Origin of the sequence: Collinsella acetigenes, assembly GCF_012844445.1 — a bacterium.
GTDB classification, from domain to species: domain Bacteria; phylum Actinomycetota; class Coriobacteriia; order Coriobacteriales; family Coriobacteriaceae; genus Collinsella; species Collinsella acetigenes.
Window position 1 is genome coordinate 624818 of sequence record NZ_JABBCP010000001.1, and the last position, 22420, is coordinate 647237.

At 60.2% G+C, this 22420-nt stretch carries 15 protein-coding genes; 13 read left to right on the forward strand and 2 right to left on the reverse strand.

The features are described 5' to 3' along the window. Window positions 1-41: 41 nt before the first annotated feature. The 10 genes from HF320_RS02765 to HF320_RS02810 all read left to right on the forward strand — a co-directional run bounded on the left by HF320_RS02765 (window position 42) and on the right by HF320_RS02810 (window position 14595). Entirely contained in the window at window positions 42-875 is an 834-nt protein-coding gene (locus HF320_RS02765) for a transketolase (RefSeq protein WP_169276922.1), read from the forward strand. Next, the gene (locus tag HF320_RS02770; protein ID WP_169276923.1) at window positions 875-1816 is read left to right on the forward strand and encodes a transketolase family protein; all 942 of its coding nucleotides are present in this window, start codon (window positions 875-877) and stop codon (window positions 1814-1816) included. The genes HF320_RS02765 and HF320_RS02770 overlap by 1 nt, the downstream gene beginning before the upstream one ends. A gap of 202 nt (window positions 1817-2018) precedes the next feature. Then, on the forward strand, window positions 2019-3191 hold the full coding sequence (ftsE, locus tag HF320_RS02775; RefSeq protein ID WP_169276924.1) for a cell division ATP-binding protein FtsE: 1173 nt from the start codon (window positions 2019-2021) through the stop codon (window positions 3189-3191). After that, entirely contained in the window at window positions 3181-4128 is a 948-nt protein-coding gene (gene ftsX, locus HF320_RS02780) for a permease-like cell division protein FtsX (protein ID WP_169276925.1), read from the forward strand. Before ftsE ends, ftsX begins: the two co-directional genes overlap by 11 nt. 90 nt (window positions 4129-4218) lie before the next feature. Beyond that, on the forward strand, window positions 4219-6330 hold the full coding sequence (locus tag HF320_RS02785; protein ID WP_169276926.1) for a ribonuclease R family protein: 2112 nt from the start codon (window positions 4219-4221) through the stop codon (window positions 6328-6330). Between the two features lie 38 nt (window positions 6331-6368). After that, entirely contained in the window at window positions 6369-7220 is an 852-nt protein-coding gene (locus HF320_RS02790; protein ID WP_169276927.1) for a hypothetical protein, read from the forward strand. Further along, window positions 7210-7683: an SsrA-binding protein SmpB gene (gene smpB, locus HF320_RS02795; RefSeq protein ID WP_022386649.1), complete on the forward strand. Its 474-nt coding sequence runs from the start codon at window positions 7210-7212 to the stop codon at window positions 7681-7683. The genes HF320_RS02790 and smpB overlap by 11 nt, the downstream gene beginning before the upstream one ends. A 408-nt stretch (window positions 7684-8091) precedes the next feature. Then, complete coding sequence (locus tag HF320_RS02800) at window positions 8092-8235, forward strand: rubredoxin-like domain-containing protein (protein ID WP_022386650.1); 144 nt, start codon at window positions 8092-8094, stop codon at window positions 8233-8235. Between the two features lie 208 nt (window positions 8236-8443). Beyond that, the gene (gltB, locus tag HF320_RS02805; RefSeq protein WP_169276928.1) at window positions 8444-13120 is read left to right on the forward strand and encodes a glutamate synthase large subunit; all 4677 of its coding nucleotides are present in this window, start codon (window positions 8444-8446) and stop codon (window positions 13118-13120) included. Window positions 13121-13122: 2 nt separating this feature from the next. Then, entirely contained in the window at window positions 13123-14595 is a 1473-nt protein-coding gene (locus tag HF320_RS02810; RefSeq protein ID WP_169276929.1) for a glutamate synthase subunit beta, read from the forward strand. Window positions 14596-14756: 161 nt separating this feature from the next. On the opposite strand, the gene HF320_RS02815 is transcribed toward HF320_RS02810, so the two are convergent. Together HF320_RS02815 and serC are read right to left on the reverse strand one after the other, a co-directional pair. Continuing rightward, window positions 14757-15920 (reverse strand): phosphoglycerate dehydrogenase, encoded by a 1164-nt coding sequence (locus tag HF320_RS02815; protein ID WP_169276930.1) that lies wholly within the window; start codon window positions 15918-15920, stop codon window positions 14757-14759. A gap of 75 nt (window positions 15921-15995) precedes the next feature. After that, window positions 15996-17108: a 3-phosphoserine/phosphohydroxythreonine transaminase gene (gene serC / locus HF320_RS02820; protein WP_169276931.1), complete on the reverse strand. Its 1113-nt coding sequence runs from the start codon at window positions 17106-17108 to the stop codon at window positions 15996-15998. Window positions 17109-17496: 388 nt separating this feature from the next. On the opposite strand from serC, the gene HF320_RS02825 reads away from it, so the two are divergent. From HF320_RS02825 to brxC, 3 genes are read left to right on the forward strand one after another with little or no spacing between them, the layout of a single operon-like run. After that, entirely contained in the window at window positions 17497-18165 is a 669-nt protein-coding gene (locus HF320_RS02825; RefSeq protein WP_169276932.1) for a BrxA family protein, read from the forward strand. Between the two features lie 2 nt (window positions 18166-18167). Beyond that, a complete protein-coding gene (locus tag HF320_RS02830) occupies window positions 18168-18776 on the forward strand; it encodes a DUF1788 domain-containing protein (protein WP_169276933.1) in 609 nt (202 codons plus the stop codon). An 8-nt stretch (window positions 18777-18784) separates the two neighbouring features. Next, window positions 18785-22411, forward strand: coding sequence for a BREX system P-loop protein BrxC (brxC, locus tag HF320_RS02835; protein WP_169276934.1), 3627 nt, complete (start codon window positions 18785-18787; stop codon window positions 22409-22411). Window positions 22412-22420: the final 9 nt, after the last annotated feature.

Sequence of the window (22420 nt, forward strand, 5' to 3'; positions counted from 1 at the left end):
GTATTCGTAACCGACGACACAACGTGCGAAAGGAAGGCACCATGAGCGATGAAGAGCTCAAGCACCTTGCCAACGAAGTGAGGAAGGGAATCGTCACCGGTGTCCATGCGGCGAAGTCGGGACATCCCGGCGGCTCGCTTGGAGCTACGGAGATCATGACCTACCTGTATTTCGAGGAGATGAATATCGACCCGGCCAACCCACGCCGTGCCGATCGCGATCGCTTCGTGCTCTCCAAGGGCCACTGCGCGCCCGCCCTCTACGCCGTACTTGCCGAGCGCGGCTTTTTCCCCAAGGAAGACCTGCTTACGCTTCGCCACATTGGCAGTCACCTGCAGGGCCATCCCAACATGAACGATACCCCGGGCGTGGACATGTCCACCGGCTCACTTGGCCAGGGCGTCTCCGCTGCCGTGGGAATGGCACTTGCCGCTCAGCATTGGGGCGATACCTATCGCACCTATGCCCTGTTGGGCGACGGCGAGATTGAGGAGGGCCAGGTGTGGGAGGCCGCTATGTTTGCGGGCAACCACGCGCTCGACAACCTCTGCTTGATCGTCGACCACAACGGCTTGCAGATCGATGGCACCATCGAGGAGGTCAACTCCGCGATGCCCATCGCCGACAAGTTCCGTGCGTTCAAGTTCCATGTGATCGAGGTCGCCGACGGCAATGACTTCGCCCAGCTGCGCGCCGCCTTTGCCGAGGCCCGCGAGACCCACGGCATGCCCACGTGTATCGTGTGCGAAACCACCAAGGGCAAAGGCGTCTCCTTCATGGAGGGTCAGGTTGGCTGGCATGGCAAGGCTCCCAACGACGAACAGTATGCTCAGGCCATGGCCGAGCTCGACGCTCATGACAAGGAGGGCGAATAATGGCAGACGTGAAGAGAATCGCCACTCGCGCGAGCTATGGTGAGGCCCTGGTCGAGCTGGGTGCCGAGCACGACGACTTTGTCGTATTCGATGCCGACCTGGCGGCTGCTACCCAGACGGCAAAGTTCAAGGCGGCCTATCCCGATCGCTTCTTCAACGCCGGCATCGCCGAGTCCAACCTGATGGGCATGGCTGCGGGCGTGGCCACCACCGGCCGCGTTGCCTTTGCGAGCACCTTTGCGATGTTCGCTGCGGGCCGCGCTTTCGAGCAGGTTCGCAACTCCATTGGCTACCCGCATCTCAACGTCAAGATCGGCGCCACGCACGCCGGTATCTCGGTGGGCGAGGACGGAGCTACGCACCAGTGCAACGAGGATATCGCCCTTATGCGCACCATTCCGGGCATGACGGTGGTTGTTCCTGCCGACGATGTCGAGGCAAAGGCGTGCGTACGTGCCGCCTATGAGCTCGATGGCCCTGTCTACATGCGCTTTGGCCGCTTGGCCGCCCCCGTCATCAACGACCCCGAGACCTATGAGTTCAAACTGGGTCGTGGCATCCTTATGCGCGAGGGCTCCGACGTGACTATTGTCGCCTGCGGCCTTATGGTCTCTGCTGCTCTCGAAGCCGCCGAGGCCCTTGCCGAGCGCGGCATCGATGCCGAGGTCATCAACATCCACACCATCAAGCCCATCGACGCCGATATCATTTTGAAGAGCGCCGAGAAGACCGGCCGCGTGGTGACGGTCGAGGAGCACTCCGTGATCGGTGGCCTGGGCGATGCCGCTGCCGACGTCTTGGTCCAAAACCACCCGGTTCCCATGAAGAAGATCGGCGTGGAGGATGTCTTTGGGTACTCCGGTCCCGCGCTCGACCTGCTCCATGAGTTTGGTCTCGATGCTGAGGGCATCATCAAGAAGGTTGCCGCCTTTATGGCGTAACACCCGTTCTCGCTGTCATCGCAAAGCGGTTTTATTGGGCTTCGTTCGTCTTTTTTGGCGAGCGAAGCCTTTTTGATGGCGCACGGTGGCGTGCCTTTCGTGCAAATGACGTTCAAACATATGCCACTTTGATGACGCGCCAAGTGTCTTGCTACAATAGGTGCGCTCATGTAGTTTAAACGCACGACGTAAAGGAGCTTTTGTGGGTAACCACTTCCGTAAGCCCGGAGACGGGCAAGCGGCGCCGAAGGTCGAAGACCCTCGGTTGTCGGTTGTCTCGGCAGACGATATCGTCGCTCCGGAAGACACGGGCTTCGAGCCCGTAACCGATCCCTTTGCATACACTCCTGCACCCGACGTGACCGCTCCGGTGGCCCCGCTCGATATGGCCGATGCCGTCGATGACATCACCATGCCATCTTTGGATGCCGATATGGACCCGCAGGTTACGCAACCCGGACTTCTCAACATCCCTTCACCGACAGATCCCGTTGCCCCGTCTTCCGCGGGTGCCTTCATGACCTCTGCCGGTGCGGTCGATCCCGCATCCACGGATGTTTCCGAGCAAAAGCAGGTTGCCTCGCTTGACGCCGCCCTGCAGAATCCAGACTTTACCTCTGTCTTTGCTCCGCAGGTGGATTCGCGCAAGAAGATGGCCCGCGATGCGGGTGTCGAGCCCGTTATCCTGATGGAGCACCTCACCAAGATCTATGCCGCGCAGCCCAATAAGCCCGCGCTGGACGATGTGAACATCGAGATTTACCCCGGTGAGTTCGTTTTCCTCGTCGGCCACTCCGGCTCCGGCAAGACCACGCTGCTCTCCACCTTGATGCGTGATGTCAAGCCCACGTCCGGCCGCGTGCTCGTGGCCGGCCAGGACCTGATGCGCATCAAGAACCGCAAGGTCCCGTTCCTCCGCCGTCAGATCGGCGCCGTCTTCCAGGACTTTAAGCTTCTGCCCAACAAGACGGCTTACGAGAACGTCGCCTTTGCCCTTGAGTGCATCGGCAAGCCGCGCGGCGTCATTCGCAGCCAGGTTCCCGAGGTGCTGCGTCTTGTTGGCTTGGCAGACCAGATGGACTCCATGCCCGATCAGCTCTCCGGCGGCGAGCAGCAGCGCGTTGCCGTTGCCCGTGCTATGGTCAACCGCCCGCCGCTGTTGATCTGCGACGAGCCTACCGGTAACCTCGACCCCGCTATCTCGCTTGGCATCATGAAGCTGCTCGAGCGCATTAACCGCACGGGTACCACGGTTATCGTGGCCACGCACGACCGCGCCATGGTCGACTCCATGCGCCGTCGCGTCATCGCGCTCGAGGCCGGTCATGTCATTCGCGACCAGGAGAGGGGAGGTTACGGCAACTATGGCGCCTAGCAATCTGGGTTATTCCATCAAGGAGGCCAATAGGCACTTCTTCCGCAACTGGACCACGTCTCTGGGTGCGGTTATCACCATCTTCCTGTCGCTGTTCATCATCGGTCTGTTCATCGTCGGTTCCGCGATGGTCAATGCCGCGATCGGTACGGTGGAGCAGGAAGTTACCATCAACGCGTTTATTTCCGACGACGCCGCCGACGATGATATCAAGGCATTCGAGTCCGAGCTCAAGAGTTGGGATAACGTCAAGAACGTAACCTTCAAGACCAAAGAGGATGCGCTTTCCGACTACAAGAGCAAGGTGTCCAACAACGCCGATGCCACTATGTCGGCGCTCGACGGCGAGAACCCGCTGCCGCGCTCCTTTGTGATCGAGATGGAGGACCCTTCGCAGGTTGCCTCCACCGCCACAAAGATCAAGCAGAGTTCGAGCTTCCGCAAGATCGTTGACGACGAAAACACCGAGGTAGACGATAAAGATGCCGATGTCGAGGCAAGCGTTTTGTATGGTCGGGAGGAGGTTGGCCGTCTGTTCCAGGTGACCAACTACATCCGCATCGCCGCTATTGTGGTCGTGGCGCTCCTCACGTTTATCGCCTTCATCTTTATCAACAACACGATTCGCCTCTCGATCACCGCGCGTCGTCGCGAGATCGCCATCATGCGCCTTGTGGGCGCTTCGAACGGCTTTATCCGTGGGCCGTTTATCACCGAGGGCGTTTTGCAGGCACTGCTGGGCTCTGCACTCGCCATTGGCGTGCTGGAGATTATCCGCAACGTAGGCATTCCCGCGCTGCAAAACAGCGTCAAGTTCCTCACCTTTGCGATTCCTATCCAGATGTTTTTGGCCACCTATGGTGCGCTGCTTCTTGTCGGCGTGGTCATTGGCCTGTTTGGCTCTGCCATCGCTATGAGGCGCTACCTTAAGGTATAGCCCGAGGGCCCAAAGGGGTACACGATAGGGGCGGGTCGCATTGTGCGGCCCGCCCTTTGCTGTTTTTTGTGGATCGATTGGAGGTTCGCCTTGGGGCGTAAACATAAGACGAACGGGCGTCGTTCTTCCGTGCGTTCGCGCCGCGTAGCGGGCCTTTTGGGCACGGTGTGCGTGACGGGCGGCATCGCTACCGTAGAGACTGCCGAGGGCGTGTTCAGACTTACCGAGCGCGGTATGCGCGAGGCCATGCCGGGCGACACCGTAACGGTGAGCTTGCATCGCGGGCCGGGCGGCGAGCGCCGCGCGCAGGTCGAATCGGTGGAGGAACGTTCCCAGACCGTCTTGGTGGGAACCTACCATCAGGCGGGGCCGCTGGGCGTCGTGCGCCCGCTGGACAAACGAGCCAAGCTCGATTTCTTTGTTCCTCCGCGTGACCAGTCGCCTGAGCGCCTGGGCGTGACCGATGGCGACCTTGTCGCCGCGCGGATTGTGAGCTATCCCACGCGCATGGAGTCGGGCGTGGTGACGATCGAGCGGCGCATCGGTGGAGAAGACGCCCCGGATGCCGGCATACAGACTGTCATGGCGCGCTACGACTTGGCCGACGGCTATGCGCCGGCTGCGCTTGCGGAGGCCGAGTCGCTGGAGCTCGATGTCGAATCCGCGTTGCAAGATCCGCTGCGCCGCGATATCCGCAATCGCTTTTTGCTGACGATCGATCCGGTGGATGCGCGCGACTTTGACGACGCCATCTCCGTTGAGCGCACGCCAGCGGGCGGTTGGAAGCTTGGGGTGCATATCGCCGACGTGTCGCATTACGTGCTATGGGAGAGTTCTATCGATCTTGAGGCTCGTATGCGCTCTACCAGTGTTTACCTGGCCGATCGCGTGTTGCCCATGCTGCCCGAGCGTCTTTCGAACGATCTGTGCTCCTTGCGGCCGCACGAGGATCGCCTTGCCTTTACCGTGGATATCGAACTCGATGCGCGCGGGCGCGTGGTATCGAGCCGTGCCTATCCGAGTGTGATTCAGCCGCGCGTGCGCCTTGATTACGATGCAGCCGATTGGTTGCTTCGGGGTGAAGAAGCAGCGAGCGATGAAGGCGAGGCCGAGGATGTCGATTTGGCATGCGCGGAGCGTGCCGAGAGGGCGCGTCGAGACGCTGCTGCCTGTGGGATCGAAATCACTGCGTTTCTTCGCGATGCCGACGAGCTTGCGCGTGCGCGCCAGGGGGTTAGGCGTCGCCGCGGTGCTATCGATTTCGAATCAAGCGAGGTCCATGTGGTCCTTGACGACGAGGGCGTGCCGGAGCGCATCGATGTGCGCCGCCGTACCGCTGCGACGTCGCTTGTGGAAGAGGCCATGCTTCTTGCCAACGAATGCGTGGCAAGAAAGCTGGTGGCGGCTGGGGTGCCTGCGGCGTTTCGCGTGCACGAGGATCCTTCGCCCGACGAGTTGACGGCTGCGGCAGAGGTGCTGATCGAGGCTCAGACGATCGACCGCCAAGAGGCGCTGGGCATCATGACCGGTGACTCCCATGCTATCGAGGGCGTGCTGGAGCGCAGCGCCCAGACCTCTCAGGCCCCTATGGTGAATGCCTTGCTCTTGCGTGCGATGCAGCGAGCTGTGTATCGTCCACACAACCTGGGGCACTATGCCCTGGGCGCCGATGCGTACTGCCACTTCACGAGCCCTATTCGTCGCTATCCCGATCTACTTGTCCATCGTGCCCTTAAGATGCTGCTTGCGCGCGAGCGGCTGGGTGCCCGCGCGGCGCGCGAGCGGGCACCGCGGTTGGTGGGCATGGGTTCTCAAGATATGGAGCACATTTTGCCGGCGCTCTGCCGGGAGGCGTCTTCGCGCGAGCGCATCGCCGACGCTGCCGCGCGCGACTCTCAAAAGGTGAAGGTCGCCCAATACTACGCTCAGCGTGTGGGCGAGCGCATGGCGGCAACCGTTACCTGGATCGACCAGATGGGCGCTTTCGTGCGCGTGGACGAGACCGCGGCTGAAGGCTTGGTGCGTATGAGCGCGCTGGGCGGCAACGAGTGGTGGGAGTTCGATGAGCGTCGCCTTACTCTTACCGGCGCGTCTTCGGGCGAGGTCATCTCGCTTGGTCAGCGGGCAATCGTGGAGGTTGTGGGCGCCGACTGCATGCGAGGCCACCTCAACTTCAAGCTCATACATACCTTGAGCATTTAGGCTACACTGAGAAACCGAACCGAGACTCAGGAGGACATGTGGAAACGCCGATTTCCGAACAAGATATCGAGTACGCCGAGACGTATCTGGCGGCGGGCGACATTTCGACGGCATCGCAGATGCTCGAGCGCTATCTGGAGCTTGTCGAGGATTACATTGCAGAGATGTGCCAGGCCACAGACGAGGTGCAGTACTTTAGCTTCCAGGACTCCTTTGAGCGTCTATGCTATGCGCGCGTTGAGCACGATCCGCGTCGTATCGTTGCGGTGCCTGCTCCGTTTGATCGTCTGTATTCCGATGTGGCATACGTGTGCATTCAGCAGCAAGATTACGAGCGCGCACGCGATGCGCTTGTTCAAGCGGTGCGCTGGAACCCCATGAACTGCAAGTATCGTCTTGATTTGGCCGAGATTTTCCGCGCACTGGGCGATATTCAGGAGTGGGCGGCACTCTCCAACTCTGTGCTCGAGCGCGCCTCGGATGGTCGTGTCGCCGCGCGCGCCTATTCTAATCTGGGTCAGCTCTTTATCGACCAGGACAACGCCGTTGCCGCTTCTGGGTGCGCGCGCCTGGCCGTGCGCTTGGCTCCTGCCGATGCGCGTACGGTAGCGCTGATGGACCGCCTTGCCAAGGAGCATCCCGAGGTTGCCAAGGATTCCGACGACCATGTTTTGGGCGAGCTCTCGATCCAGGGCATTCCCACGAGTCCTTCGGCCGATGTTGCCATCTGCCTGCTCATCTGTGCGTCCGATGCCGCAACGGCGGGGGACCGTGCTCAGGCTGCCGAGTATACGGCACGTGCAAACGGGCTTATTGGCAAGGAGGCTTGCTCCGCGCTGATTAAGATGATTCGCGAGACAGATAACGAGGGTGGCGCCAATGCCCAGTAAGAAGGAGCACAAGCTCATCTCTAAAAACCGCTCGGCGCACCACGAGTATTTTATCGACGAGACCATCGAATGCGGTGTTGAGCTTGCCGGTGCCGAGGTGAAAAGCATTCGCGAGCGCGCCTGCCAGATTACGGACACCTTTGCGATTATCCGTGGGGGAGAGTGCTGGCTTGTGGGCCTGCATATTCACCCGTATAGCAACGGTGGCGTGTGGAACCGCGATCCCGATCGTCGCAAGAAGCTCCTGCTTCATCGTAAAGAGATTGATTACCTGGATGGCAAGCTGCGCAATCGCGGCTATGCGCTTGTTCCACTGGAGCTGTACTTTAACGATTCGGGCCGCGTGAAGCTGCTCCTTGGTCTGGGCCGCGGCAAAAAGCTCTATGACAAGCGCGAAGATATGGCCAAGCGCGATGTGCAGCGGGAGATCGACCGAGCCCTCAAAACACGCCTGCGCGGCTGAGATGCCGCACCTCGGCGCTCAATCGTCGGGCGCCGCACGCAAGGCGTGCGCCCTCCTCTTTCACACCGATCTGCGGCATCTCAGCCGCGCAGGAAGGGCGACGGGGTCGGGCGCAGAATCTTGGCGTCCAATCGTCGCTTACGTACCTTGTGTACGCTGCGCTCCTCTTTCGCGACAACCTGCGGCACCTCAGCCCCGCAGGGGTGCGAATGGGGCAGAGCACCGCACCTCGGTGCTCGGCAATCTGCGGCACCTCGCTCATGTGTAGGGGCGGGCGGTATATCGCTTCAATTGCGGCTTCCTTTGGGAGGCCGTTTCTTTTTGCTCAAGTGGAATAAAAAGGCTTGCATTTAACAAATAGGAATTTATACTATTAATAAATACACAGCCTGTTCTAGGGAGGACATCATGGCTGAAGAGAAGAAGACCTACAAGTTTGTCTGCACCGTTTGCGGCTACGAGGTCGAGGTCGATACGCCCGAGCTGCCGGAGGACTACGTTTGCCCGGTATGCGGCGTGGGCCCCGATCAGTTTGAGCGCGTCGACGAGTAGCATGTGCTAGATACATCATGCGTTTCCCAACGCGGGGCGAGGCCATAGGGTCTCGCCCCGCGTTTGTTTTTTGCGTACGCGTTACGCATATGTTTCGAAACAGCAGGGAAACATCTCCGTAAACCTACCGCCGTAGTATGGAGCCCTCACGCACTACGTGAATGCTGTGTGCGCGTGATAGAGCTAGAAGCTATCGGGGAGGTAAACGATGCAGGAGCAGGGAAATCCCGCTGACCAGCACCATCAGGGACTGTATCGTCCTGAGTTCGAACACGACGCGTGCGGCATTGGCGCGCTCGCTAATCTTCATGGACAAAAGAGCCATCAGATTTTGGACGATGCGCTCTCGGTACTTGTTAATTTGGAGCACCGTGGCGGCACGGGTTTGGAGAAAAACACCGGCGACGGCGCGGGCATCCTCTTTCAGGTGCCGCATCATTTTTTCCGCAAAGAAGCACAGAAGTGCGGCCAGATTCTGCCCGCCGAGGGCGATTACGGCGTTGCCATGCTCTTTTTCCCGCAGGACAAATGCGGTGTTGAAGACGCGCGTCGTGTCTTTGAGGAAGGCTGCGCCGAGGCCGGCGTGCCCTTGCTGTTTTGGCGTCGCGTCCCGGTAGATCCGCATGATCTGGGCGAGACGGCCCGTGCCTGCATGCCTACGATCCTGCAGGCATTTTTGGGTCGCCCCGAGGGCGTTGAGGCCGGTGACGACTTTGAGCGCCGCCTGTACGTTTGCCGACGCACCGTCGAGAAGCGCGCCGATGCCGAGTATTCCCTGAAGGGAAAGATCTTCTACGTTTGCTCCATGAGCTCGCGCACCGTGGTCTACAAGGGCATGCTCGTGGCCACACAGATGCGCCGCTTCTTTATCGACCTCAACGATGCTGCGGTCAAGACGGCGGTGGCCCTTGTCCATTCCCGTTATTCCACCAACACCACGCCCAGTTGGGAACGCGCGCACCCCAACCGCTACATCATCCACAACGGCGAGATCAATACTCTCAAGGGCAACGTCAACTGGATTCGCGCCCGCGAACCAAACCTCTACTCGCCGGTGCTCCAGCACGACCTCGAGCGCGTGCTGCCTATCATTAATCGCGAGGGTTCCGACTCTGCCATTCTCGACAACGTCCTTGAGTTCCTGGTCATGAACGGGCGACTCCTCACGCGCGCTGTTTCCTTGCTGCTGCCCGAGCCGTGGGACCACAACGCGAATCTGTCCGAGGCGCGTCGTGCCTACGACGCCTACCAGTCCATGCTCATGGAGCCTTGGGACGGTCCTGCTGCAATCGCCTTTACCGACGGTCGCATCTTGGGCGCCGCGCTCGATCGCAACGGTCTGCGCCCGGCTCGCTACTATGTGACGCGTGACGACCGCTTCCTGCTCTCCTCCGAGGTGGGCACCATCGAAATCGATCCGGCAAATGTGCTTACGGCGGGCTGCCTGGGCCCGGGCGAGATGCTCGAGGTCGATTTTGCGCAGGGCCGCGTGAAGTACAACGACGAGATTCGCCGTGCTCTTGCCATGCAAAAGCCCTATCGCGACTGGATTGCCGAGGAGACACTCGATGTCGAGGACCTCGATGCCGCCAAGACCGAGGCTCCCTGCGAGGACGCGGATGTTCCCGAGGTCGTACGCATGGCCCGTTTGGGTTACCACTGGGACGATGTCGACGAGGCGGTGCGTCCCATGGCACAGGCTGGCAAGGTGCCCCTGGCTTCCATGGGCATCGATGCGCCGCTTGCGGTGCTCTCCAAGAAGAACCGCTCGTTCTTTGATTACTTCTATCAGCTGTTTGCGCAGGTTACGAACCCGCCGATCGACGCGCTGCGTGAGAGTTTCGTGACCTCCACTAAGCTGTACCTGGGCAACCACGGTAACTTGCTTGAGGATTCCCGCGCTGCCTGCCAGCTGGTGCGCCTGCCGCGTCCGCTGCTGGATAAAGAGCAGTTCGAAGCCATCTGCGCTATTGATCGCGTGGGCTTCAAGACGGCGCGCTTCCGTGCGGTCTATAAGCGCGACGACGCTCCCGGCGCTCTGGCTCGTGCACTCGACAGGCTGGCGCAAGACGTTGAGTCCGCTGTTCGCGATGGCGTGAATATCGTGGTGCTTTCCGACCGCGCTGCTGCAGGCGAGGTGCCCATCCCGTCGCTTTTGGCCACGGGTGCCGTGCACAACCATCTGATCCGCGCCGGTGTTCGCACCTTTGCCGACCTGGTGGTCGAGACGGGCGATGCCCTGTGCGCACACGACTTCGCAACCCTGGTGGGTTACTCCGCAAGCGGCATCTACCCTTATATGGCGCACGATTGCATCCGCGACCTCGCTGTGCGAGGAGACCTGGACGTCTCTGTCGAGGAGGGCATTGCCAACTACAACCGCGCGGTGACGGCGGGCATCGTCTCCATCATGTCCAAGATGGGCATCTCCACGGTGCAGAGCTATCACTCCGCGCAGATCTTCGAGGCTGTAGGCTTTGACGATGCGTTTATCGAGCGCTATTTTGCCGGCACCGTCTCGCGCGTGGGCGGCATGGGCATAGCCGATGTCGAGCGCGAGGAGAACAAACGCTACGACGATGCACTCGCTATCTTGAAGACCGCAGCCCCCGACCAGCTGCCCACCCTTGGTCTTACCAAGTGGCGTCCCGTGGTGGGCGAGGACCATCTTATCGACCCGCAGACCATCTATTTGCTGCAGCGTGCCTGCCAGCGGGGTGATTACGATCTGTTCCAGGAGTACAGCGCTCACGTGCACCGTGCTGGACGAGCTGTTCGTCTGCGCGATTTGCTCGACTTTGACGCGTCCGGCCGCACGCCGGTGGCGCTCGACGAGGTGGAAAGCGCGCGCGACATCGTCCGTCGCTTTAACACCGGCGCCATGAGCTATGGTTCCATCAGCCAAGAGGCACACGAGTGCATGGCCATTGCCATGAACCGTCTGCATGGTCGTTCCAATTCCGGCGAGGGCGGCGAGGATCCGCGCCGCGAGACGCCGCTGCCCAACGGTGACTCCAAGAACTCCGCCATCAAGCAGATTGCTTCGGCGCGCTTTGGCGTGACGAGTCGCTATCTGTGCTCGGCCATCGAGATCCAGATCAAGATGGCTCAGGGCGCCAAGCCCGGCGAGGGCGGTCACCTGCCCGGTAAGAAGGTGTACCCCTGGATCGCCGAGGTGCGTCAGTCCACGCCCGGCATCGGCCTTATCTCACCTCCGCCTCACCACGACATCTACTCCATCGAGGATTTGGCCGAGCTCATCTTCGACCTTAAAAACGCCAACCCGGGCGCGCGCGTATCGGTCAAGCTCTGCTCCGAGGCGGGCGTGGGCACCATCGCCACAGGCGTTGCAAAGGGCGCTGCCAACAAGATCTTGATCTCTGGCCATAACGGCGGCACGGGCGCTGCTCCGCGCGATTCCGTCTGGCATGCTGGCTTGCCGCTCGAGCTCGGTCTTGCCGAGGCTCAGCAGACGCTGCTGCAAAACGGTCTGCGCTCCCGCGTGGTGCTTGAGGCCGACGGCAAGCTCATGGACGGCACCGACGTTGCCGTGGCGTGTCTGCTGGGTGCCGAGGAGTTTGGCTTTGCCACCATGCCGCTCATCACCATGGGCTGTCTCATGCAACGCGACTGCCAGCAGGACACCTGCCCCGCCGGCATCGCTACCCAAAACTGCCGTCTGCGCGGCGGCTTCCGTGGCAAGCCCGAGTACGTTGAGAACTTCATGCTGTTTGTGGCCGAGCAAATGCGCGAGGTCATGGCTCGCCTGGGCTTCCGCACCGTTGAGGAGATGGTGGGTCACCCCGAGTGCCTGCGCCAGGTTGAGGTCGAGGGCAACTGGAAGGCGAACCTGCTGGACCTCTCCGCACTGCTCGCTCCTGGCGAGTGCACCTTTGGTGCCCATATCGAGGGCGCCGATGGTAAGCACTATCTGCCCGAGATGGCTGCCGATTCCGGTCTTGAGCGCGCGCTTGATTCCACGCTTTTCGTGCCACTCACGGCCGACGCCCGCCGTCATCTGCGCCCGATGCACTTCCGCGCCGATATCGCCAACGTCAATCGCTGCGTTGGTACCATCCTTGGTAGCGAGGTGACGCGTGCGCATCCCGAGGGCCTGCCGGAGGGCTCCATCACCATCGACTGCGATGGCTCTGCCGGTCAGAGCTTTGGCGCCTTTTTGCCCGCGGGTATCACGCTCAACGTGCGCGGCGACGCCAACGACTACTTTGGTAAGGGCCTTTCGGGCGGCATCGTCTCGGTGCGTCCCAAGGAGAGTGCGACCTATAAGTTTGACGAGAACATCATCGTGGGCAACGTTGCCTTCTTTGGTGCCACCTCGGGCCGCGGCTTTATCAACGGCCTTGCCGCCCAGCGTTTTGCCGTGCGCAACTCCGGCGCCACCGTGGTGGTGGAGGGCTGCGGCAATCACGGTTGCGAGTACATGACGGGCGGATGCGCCCTGGTGCTTGGCGAGGTGGGACAGAACTTTGCCGCGGGCATGACCGGCGGCGTGGCCTACGTCTTTGACGAGTATGGCACGCTGGTCTCCCGCTGCAACCAGGGAAGCGTGGAGCTCAAGGCCCCGACCGATGCCGAGCTCGAGCAGATCCGTGCGCTCATCGAGGAGCACGTGCGCTACACGGCGAGCCCGCGCGGCATCAAGTTGCTCTACCGTTTCGCTGCTCTTTCGCGCCACTTTGTGAAGGTTATCCCCACCGAGTACGAGCGCGTCTTGCAGATCGTGGCCGACGCCGAGCGTGCGGGTAAGACCCATGCGCAGGCCGAGGAACTTGCATTCGAGATTGTCACGCGCGGTGCCGCCGCACCCGCACCCGCACCCGCCGCATGCCCCGCATGCGCTATGAACCAGAAGGAGGGACGCTAGTTATGGGCAAGCCAGGAGCGTTTCTTGAGCATGATCGCGCCACCCATGCGCTGCGTCCGGTAGACGAGCGCGTGCGCGATTTCGATGAGCTGTATGTCGAGCTGGACGACGAGGCGCGTCGCATCCAGGCGAGTCGCTGCATGATGTGCGGAGTGGCCTTTTGCCAGATGGGCGCTTCGTTTGGTAAGGCGCGTCCTTCGGGCTGCCCGCTGCACAACCTTATCCCTGAGTGGAACGAGTTGGTGTATCGCGGGCGCTGGAAAGAGGCCGCAGAGCGCCTGGCGCTTACAAGTCCGCTGCCGGAGTTTACGAGCCGCGTGTGCCCAGCGCTTTGCGAGGCCGCCTGTAACCTGGGTTCGGTGGACGGCGAGCCCACGACCATTCACGATAACGAGCGTGCCATCTCCGACCATGAGTGGGCGACGGGCGGTCCGCGCCGCTTTGAGCCTGCGGGTGAGGATGCTCCGCTCGTATCCGTGATTGGCTCCGGCCCCGCCGGCCTGGCGACGGCATGGGAGCTTGCACGCCGCGGTGCTCGTGTGCATGTAATCGAGCGCGACGATCGCCCCGGTGGCCTGCTTATGTACGGTATTCCCAACATGAAGCTCAAGAAGGACATCGTGACGCGCCGTTGCGACCTTATGGAAGAGCTGGGTATCGAGTTTGCCTGCGATACCGATGCGGCAGATCCTGCGGTGGCAAAGGAGCTTCTTGAGCAGAGCGATGCTGTAGTTGTTGCCGCGGGTGCTCGTGCGGCGCGCGGCCTCGGCGCCCACAATATCGATGCACCCGGCGTGGTCTACGCGGTCGATTACCTTACGGCGTCCACCAAGGCCGTTCTCGATGGGGGAGAGCCTGCCATTAGCGCCAAGGGTCTTGACGTCATCGTCATCGGCGGTGGCGACACGGGCAACGACTGCGTGGGCACGGCCGTGCGTCAGGGTGCCAAGAGCGTGCGTCAGTTTGAGTTCTTGCCCGCCGCACCCGATAAGCCGCTACCCAACAACGCGTGGCCCGAGTGGCCCAACGTCAAAAAGACCGATTACGGCCAGCAGGAGGCCATCGCTCTTATGGGCGGCGAGATGCGCGAATGGGCTATCGATACGCTTGAAGTCGAGCTTGACGAGGCGGGTGCCGCACGTGCCCTGCGCGTGGTCGATCTGGATTGGAGCCACGGTAAGCCAGAGCGTCTGGATGATACCGAGCGCGAGTATCCCGCGCAGCTCGTGCTCATCGCCTGCGGCTTTACCGGCCCCGAGCACGACGTCTTCGACGCTCTGGACGTCCAGATGGCTACCGAGGGACGTCCCCTGCCCGTGACCGAGCCCGCCACGCATCGGGCGCTCCGCACGGCCGAAGCAACCACTCCTGTCTACGTAGCAGGCGACGCCCGCACCGGCAGCTCCCTTGTAGTCAACGCCATCGCCGACGCCATGGCCTGCGCCGCCGAGGTCGCCACCCGCCTCTCCCTCTAATGTGACAAAAAGTCGACAGGTTTAATTTGTCACATTTTGCCGCGCACGGCTCCAAAACGACCGTTCACGGCCGATTGTTTACGGTCGCCCAGCAGCAAAAAGCCGCCTCGCAGGTTCCAAAGAACATGCGAGGCGGCTTGCTCTGCCTATGCCGCGCGGCGCTACTTGATCACGCGGACGCGATAGATTGCGGGAATCTGCTTCAGGGCCTCGATGGTCGTGGCATCCAGGTGCTCGTCGGTATCGAACATGGTGTAGGCGTTTTCGCCGGCGCTCTCGTTGACCATGCGCTGCACGTTGGCGTTGTCCTTGGCAAGGATGGCCGTGATCTGGCCGATCATATTGGGCACGTTTGCATGCAGGCAGGCAATACGGCTTGCGGCACGCGCCTTGCCCATGCTGCAGGCGGGGTAATTAACGGAGTGGACGATATTGCCGTTCTCCAGGTAATCCTTAAGCTCGGAGATAGCCATATCGGCGCAGTTTGCCTCGGCCTCGCCGGTGCCGGCACCCGAGTGAGTGGTAATAAACGTATTGGGCATCTTGACCGTCTTGGGCGTGGCAAAGTCGCAGGAGAACCAGGAGAGCTTGCCCTCGCGCAGGGCAGCGTCCACGGCGTCCTCATCGATGATGGTCTCGCGCGCGTAGTTGATGAGCACAGCGCCGGGGGCCAGCAGGTCAAGCTGCTCGGTCGAGATCATGCTAATGGTATCGGCCTTGCTGGGTACGTGTACCGTCAGGTAATCGCAGCCACGGCAAAGGTCCTCGAGGGTGCCCACACGCTGAACGCTTTGCGAGAGCGCCCACGCATGCTCAACGGAGATAAACGGGTCGTAGCCATATACGTCCATACCCAGGTCCACGCAGGCGTTGGCCACCTTGGAACCCACGTTGCCCAGGCCAATCACGCCGATGCGCTTGCCCTTGAGCTCACGGCCCACAAAGGCCTTCTTGGCCTTCTCGGCATTGACCAGGATGTTGGGGTCCTCGGCGTTGTCGCGCACCCATTGCATGGACTGCACCACGCCACGGCTGGAAAGGATGAGGGCGGCAAGCACGATCTCCTTCACGGCGTTGGCGTTGGCGCCGGGGGAGTTAAATACCACGACGCCGCGCTTGGCATACTCCTCGATGGGGATATTATTCACACCGGCACCGCAACGAGCGATGGCGCGAATGCCTTCGGGCAGCTCGTAGCCGTGCAGGTCGGTCGAGCGCATGAGGATGGCGTCGGCGTCCTCGGCCTTGTCTACAAACTCGTAGCCGTTGCCAAATTCGACCGCGCCGTCTTTGGTGATGTCGTCGATGGTTTTGATTTTACGCATGGAAGTCTCCTTGTGAGGAACGCCGCGCGTGGCGGCAATGGTGATACAGCTTAAGTGGGCCTGCGTTGTTGCAGGCTACAAAGATCGCGGAGACGGTGCGTGCTCGGCTTCAAACTCGTGCATGTAAGCGGCAAGCGCCTCGACATCTTCCATGGTAACGGCGTTATAGACGCTTGCGCGCATGCCGCCTACCAGGCGATGCCCCTTGATGTTCTCGATGCCGCGCTCGTGCGCGCCGGCAACAAACTGCGCGTTGAGCTCGTCGGAATCGGTGCGGAACGTGACGTTGGCGATGGAGCGGCTGTCCTTTTGCGCCGTGCCATGGAAGATCTGGCTGTTGTCGAGCAAATCGTAAAGCAGGTTTGCCTTTGCCCAGTTGCGCTGCGCCATGGCCTCGAGGCCGCCGGTTTCTTCCACCCAGCGAAAGACCTTGCCGCACACATAGATGCCAAAGGTGTTGGGTGTGTTGAGCATGGAGCCCTTTTGAGCCTGCAGGCGCAGGTCCATGTACTGAGGCGTCTGTGCGAAGGCCGGGCCGTCTTCCAGCAGATCGTCGCGCACGATGATTACCGTGACGCCCGCGGCGCCGGCATTTTTCTGCGCGCCCGCATAGACCAGACCGTAGCGCGAAATGTCGAGCGGCTGCGAAAGAAAGCAGCTCGAGACGTCGGCAAAAAGGGGAGCGTCACCGCACTGGGGCAGCTCGTGGAACATGGTGCCAAAGATAGTGTTGTTTTGGCAGATGTAGACGTAATCAAGGTCGCCTGCGGACGCGCGCTCACGCACGGGGGCAAGCGCGGGGATACGGTCGAAATCGGTGTCTTCGCTTGAGGCGAGCTTGACGGCATCGCCGTACTTCGCGGCCTCTTTCCAGGCCTTCTTGGCAAAGTTACCCGTGACCACGTAACCGGCGCGACCGGTGCGCATGAAGTTCATGGGGATGCCCGCAAACTGCAGCGTGGCGCCGCCCTGCAGGAAGATCACGCGGTAGTTTTGCGGAATATCGAGCAGGCGACGAAGCGAGGCCTCGGCGTCGTCGATGATCTGCTGATACATACTCGACCGGTGGCTCATTTCCAAGACGGACATGCCGCAACCCTGGTAATCGAGCATCTCGTTTGCAATCTGTGTCAAGACGCTCTCGGGAAGCGCGGCGGGGCCGGCCGAGAAGTTGTGCACGCGGGCCATAAAACAAACCTCCAAAAACAGACTCTGAGGTACGGCCACTTTAGCATGCTAATCCGAGTATTTCTCTATGGTTTACGATTCTGTTACATGGCGGGGTGGGACGAGGCCGGCTTTCAAGTGCAAGGGCGCGGGTGGCGGCTCGCGTTTGTTGCTCAACAAGTCCAATTGGTTTTGGGCTTATGCTCGTCTTGCTAGCAATGCTGCTGTGGCTTGCGGGAAACGGATTGACGGTTGGTCCTCGAGCTGTCCGCGACCCGCCCGTCAATATATCCGTAGCCCGCTCGTCGACCCCGCACTCGTGGGGCTTGGTAAACGGGTATCATGGAGCGATGTCTTAACGACAGGTTATTATCCCCACAGTAAGTAGATGACTTCCGGAGCGTGAATCGTGGAAATACCCGCGAAGAAAAACCGAGGAGGGTCGCTCACCAGAGAGCAGTTCCTTTTACCGGAAATGCGCATTGTCGCAAGCCTGCGCCAGCAGGGGGTTGACGATGAGGCTATCGTCGCCCGCGTTAAAAACGAGAACCTCTTTCAGTATCCCACCGAGCGCATGCTCGCAAATCGCGCCATTGTATGCATCAAGCGTCTGGACGCCTTGTTTCCCGGTGAGGTGCAGTGCGCTTTGCGTGGGGTTGATCCCCAAACGGCGTTCGATGCAGTCCATGCGATAGTTGAGCTCATTGCCGTGGGTGCGCCAAGCCAGGCGGCGCAGGCCAATCTGTATGCCATGATGTGCCGCTACGACCTGATAGATGAGCTTATGAGGGTCGAGATAGGCGAGCGCCTGGCATGTTTTGATTACACCTTCACGCCCATGGACCTCGATGCATTTATCACGCGCTTCCAGGTTGAGTATGCCGATGCCGCCAAATGGGCCGATTCCACGGTATATCGCATCAAGTCTACCTTGATGAGCTGCCTGTACCAGGTGGGTATTGCCGCCGCGCACTCCGATGACCTTCATCCCGTTTTTATGGAACCAGATCTGCAAGATGCTATTGAGGCCTTGGGCGACGTTGACGCTGTCCGGGCATTTACGGGGCAGGTGATGTAGCCATGGCCATCAAACCGCGAACGCACGGGGAGCGTGCGCGCGAGGATTTCGAACATCGCTGCGAGGTCTTTCGCGAGCGCCTGAGCCAGCCGGACTTTTTGGCAAATAAGGGCATTGGCAACGAGATAGGATTCTATACGTTTTGCTATGACCCATCGCTGGAGTTTGAGCTGCGCGCCTATATCGAGGGCCTGATGCGCGATGCCGAGCACGGGGCGCTTCCATGCCGCCTCAAGCTCATCAATCTCTACGACGCCTTTTTGGCGATGTGCGAGAACAAACGCATCCTCAAAGCCATCCCAAAGCAGGAACTCAAAACGGGAACGCAGCGCCAGCGCGATCAGCTGCAAAAGATCTGCAGCCCCGCGGCGTTTGCCACATACATTTTGGAACAAACGCAGCCTCATGAGCCCGGCGACGTCGTTCTCATTACGGGCGTGGGCGAAGTCTACCCCTTTCTGCGTGCGCATGACCTCCTTAATAACATGCTTGCAGATTTTGGCGACTTACCGGTGGTCATTGCATACCCTGGGTCATTTAACGGGCAGCAGTTTAAATTGTTCAATCGACTGGGCGCCGATAATTATTACCGTGCGTTCGATATTTCTTAGGAGCATAAATGGTTATCCGCGACCTTTTTGCAAAAGATATCAATCGCTCCATCAACGGTGTAGTCAAGGTGCAGGACGATAAAAGCGAATCCGTGCGCCAGGAGCTGGAAGAGTACGTGGTGACGCGCGAGCTTCAGCGCCACTTCTCCGATTTCTTTGAGATGTACGAGCGCTCCCTCGACGTCCCCACCGATAAAGTGGGCGTATGGATCAGCGGCTTTTTTGGCTCCGGTAAATCGCACTTCCTCAAGATGCTCTCGTACCTGCTGGCCAACAACGAGGTGGCCGGCAAGCGCGTGATCGACTACTTTGATGGCAAGGTCGCAGATCCCATAGTCGCTTCGAGGATGTGCCGCTGCTGCGATGTTCCCACCGAGACCATCCTGTTCAACATCGATACGATGGGTGGCCGCTGGAAAGAGGGCGCCACGATAAAAACGGCGCTGCTGCGCGCATTTGAGCGCGTGTTCTTTGAGCACCGCGGCTTTTTTGGCGAGGATCTCAAGCTCGCCAAGCTCGAAGATTACATCGATTCGTGCGGCAAGACCCAGGAGTTCCGAGATGCGTACGAGCGCATGTGCGGCGGGGCATGGATTGACGAACGCGAGACCTACGAGTATCGCGAAGACGATATCGTCCCCGTACTCATGCAGGTCATGGACATGAGCGAGCAGGCCGCGCACAACTGGTTTGATGGCACGGAAGACGACGCCATTGCTTCCGACCGCTTTGTGCGCATGGTCAAGAACTATGTGGATGCGCGCGCGGCGCAAAACGGCGGGAACTTCCGCCTGCTGTTTATGGCAGACGAGGTGGGCCAGTTTATCGGCGACGACGTTAACCTCATGCTGAGCCTGCAGACCTTGGTGGAAGAGCTGGGATCCAGCTGCGGTGGCCGCGTGTGGGTTATGGTCACAAGCCAAGAGGCTATCGATGAGGTGGCCATGGTCGTGGGCGACGACTTCTCCAAGATCCAGGGCCGCTTTAACACGCGCCTTTCGCTTTCGAGCTCCAGCGTAGACGAGGTTATCCAGCGCCGCGTTTTGGATAAGACGCCGGTGGCGGCAACCTCTTTGTCGGCAGATTACGAGGGCTCCTCCACGGTGCTTAAGAACCTCTTTGCGTTTGACGGATCGCGCAACGATCTTATTGGCTACAAGAGCAGCCATGACTTTACGTCGAGCTACCCCTTTGTGAATTACCAGTTCAAGGTGCTGCCCGATGTCATGACCGCCATTCGCAAACATGGCGTCAAGGCCAAGCATATGTCTACGGGTGAGCGCTCCATGCTCTCGGCCTTTCAAGAGTCCGCGCAGGCGGTGCAGGACGTAGAAGTTGGCCCGCTCGTTCCGTTCTGGCGCTTCTTCGACGCTATCTCCAAGGACCTCGAACATGGCGTGATTCGCGTGGTCGAGCGCGCCAGCCGTGCCGCCGAGGACGGCCATGGCCTCAAGCCGTGCGACGTGCGCGTCTTGAAGCTGCTGTATCTCATTCGCTATATCGACTACATAAAGTCCAATGTCGAGAACATTTCCATCCTCATGATCGAGCAGATGGATGTTGATAAAGCCGCGCTCAAAGACGAGGTCAAGGAGTCCCTCGCGCGCCTGGTGCGCGAAAACTATGTGGCGCGCCAGGGCGATACCTACAACTTCCTAACCGACGAAGAGCAGGATATGGCTCGTGCCATTTCCGAGACCCAGGTGGACACCGCCCAGGTAGTGGAGAGCATCAAAAAGGTTCTCTTTAGCGGAGTATATAGCGCTAAAAAGCTGCGTCACGGGGCTAATGATTTTCCTATCGACCGCTATGTTGACGGCTCGATTTACGGAACTTCAAACGGCGGCATGACGCTCAATATCATCACGCTGGCAGACGATCTTTCGCGCGCGTCCGACGCCGAGCTTGCTCTTAAGTCCAGTGGTCAGGCATTGGTGGTGCTCTCAAACGAGGCCGACTACTTTGACGTGATCATGAACGCCGCCAAGATTCGCAAGTATGCGCAAACCCTCAATCGCGATCAGCTTCCGCCCAGCACGCAGCAGATTTTACAGAACAAGCTTAAAGAGGCGGCCTATAACGAGAAAGAGGCTGCCGGCCTAATCGAAGAAGCACTGCTGCACGCCCGTTGCGCTGTCGATGGCCGCATGGTCGAGAATCGCTTTATCAAGCCGGCCGACGTGATTGATCAGGTTTTGGCAAAGATTGCAGATACCACCTTTAACAAGGCCGCCTTTATCACCGATCCCGTCCAGACGGACGATGACATTCGTCGCACCCTTTCCGGCCAGATCCAGCAGACGCTTGATGGCATGGATGAACCTAATGGCCGTGCCCTCAAAGAGGTTGCCGATTTCCTTAAGGTGCAAAACCAGATGCATCAGCCCACGACCATGGGCGACCTTCAGCGCAAGTACCAGCAAAAGCCCTTTGGCTGGCGCGAGATCGACGTGGCACATGTGGTGGCCCAGCTGGTGGCTACACAGCGTGCGACGGTTTGCGTGGGCGGCGCCGTGATCGCCGCAAACGATCGCAGGATGCTCGATTGCCTGCGCAAGCAAGCCGATAAGGCACAGGTGCGCCAGCGCGTGCGCATGTCTGACACCTTGATCAAGGCTGCATCCGATATCCTGCGAGACCTTACCGGCACGCCCAATATCCCGCGTGGCGAGGACGAACTTGTTGCCTTTGCCGCAGACGCGCTCCAAAACCTGCGCGACGCATGTGGGGAGCTGTTTAGCGCCCACTTTGTGGGGGTTGCGCCCGAGTATCCCTATCCGGGGCGCGACGTGGTGGAGCAGGGCGTCTCGCTTATGAATCGTGTTCTTGAGGCACAGCACGACCCGCAGGCGTTTATACAGGAGCTGGTGGACAGCGAGGACGATTTGCTGGATTGGCACGAGGACTTCGAGCCCGTCGAGGCGTTTTTCACCAACCAGAAGCTAGCATTCGATAAGGGCGTGGAGTTCATGTCGCTTATGAAGGGTGAGGGCTTTTACCTGGAGTCTAACGCTCAGGCGTCGGATGCCGTGAAGCGCATTGGTGAGATTCTAAAGTCCCAAAAGCCCTATGGCGAGATTCGCTGCATTGGCGAGCTTGCCGCCCCTGTGCTGGAAGCTCATAAGGAGCTTGTTGCAAAAAAGCGCAATGAGCTTTTGGCAGATATCGAAAAAACGCTCGAAGCTGTTAGGCAATACGCAAACGAGCAAGAGGGCTTCTCTCGCGTGGCGCTCGACGCCGCAGGCGACGCCGACCGCGCTGCGGCTTCCATTCGCTCCAATGCACACAGCGCGACGACGGCGGTTCGTATCGATGCGCTCAAGCAGCAGCTCAATAGCTGGCGCGATGGCGCGCTTTCCAAGATCGATCGCGCCGTGGCAGTCGAGCAGCAACGCATCGAAAACGAGCGACGCCGCATCCAGGTGACCGAGGACGGCGAGCGTGTGACAAACATCATGCCCGCGCGCCCCGAGGCAAAGCCCAAGCCGGCGGCCAAGGTCAAGCCCGTAAAGCTCGCTTCCGTGGCAACGGTGTGCAAGCTTTCGAACGAGCAGGATGTTGATGCCTATCTAAAGCAGCTGCGCGAGCGCTTGCTCCATGAGCTCGACGGTGTCGACGCCATTCGTTTGAGCTAGGAGAGGGTG

Excerpts from the sequence above, each read along its gene's own strand:
- HF320_RS02765 (WP_169276922.1), top strand. The coding sequence starts at position 42 with ATGAGCGATGAAGAGCTCAAGCACCTTGCCAACGAAGTGAGGAAGGGA.
- HF320_RS02830 (WP_169276933.1), top strand. The coding sequence starts at position 18,168 with ATGGCCATCAAACCGCGAACGCACGGGGAGCGTGCGCGCGAGGATTTC.
- HF320_RS02815 (WP_169276930.1), bottom strand. The coding sequence starts at position 15,920 with ATGCGTAAAATCAAAACCATCGACGACATCACCAAAGACGGCGCGGTC.
- ftsX (WP_169276925.1), top strand. The coding sequence starts at position 3,181 with ATGGCGCCTAGCAATCTGGGTTATTCCATCAAGGAGGCCAATAGGCAC.
- serC (WP_169276931.1), bottom strand. The coding sequence starts at position 17,108 with ATGGCCCGCGTGCACAACTTCTCGGCCGGCCCCGCCGCGCTTCCCGAG.
- smpB (WP_022386649.1), top strand. The coding sequence starts at position 7,210 with ATGCCCAGTAAGAAGGAGCACAAGCTCATCTCTAAAAACCGCTCGGCG.
- HF320_RS02810 (WP_169276929.1), top strand. The coding sequence starts at position 13,123 with ATGGGCAAGCCAGGAGCGTTTCTTGAGCATGATCGCGCCACCCATGCG.
- HF320_RS02800 (WP_022386650.1), top strand. The coding sequence starts at position 8,092 with ATGGCTGAAGAGAAGAAGACCTACAAGTTTGTCTGCACCGTTTGCGGC.
- HF320_RS02770 (WP_169276923.1), top strand. The coding sequence starts at position 875 with ATGGCAGACGTGAAGAGAATCGCCACTCGCGCGAGCTATGGTGAGGCC.
- brxC (WP_169276934.1), top strand. The coding sequence starts at position 18,785 with ATGGTTATCCGCGACCTTTTTGCAAAAGATATCAATCGCTCCATCAAC.
- gltB (WP_169276928.1), top strand. The coding sequence starts at position 8,444 with ATGCAGGAGCAGGGAAATCCCGCTGACCAGCACCATCAGGGACTGTAT.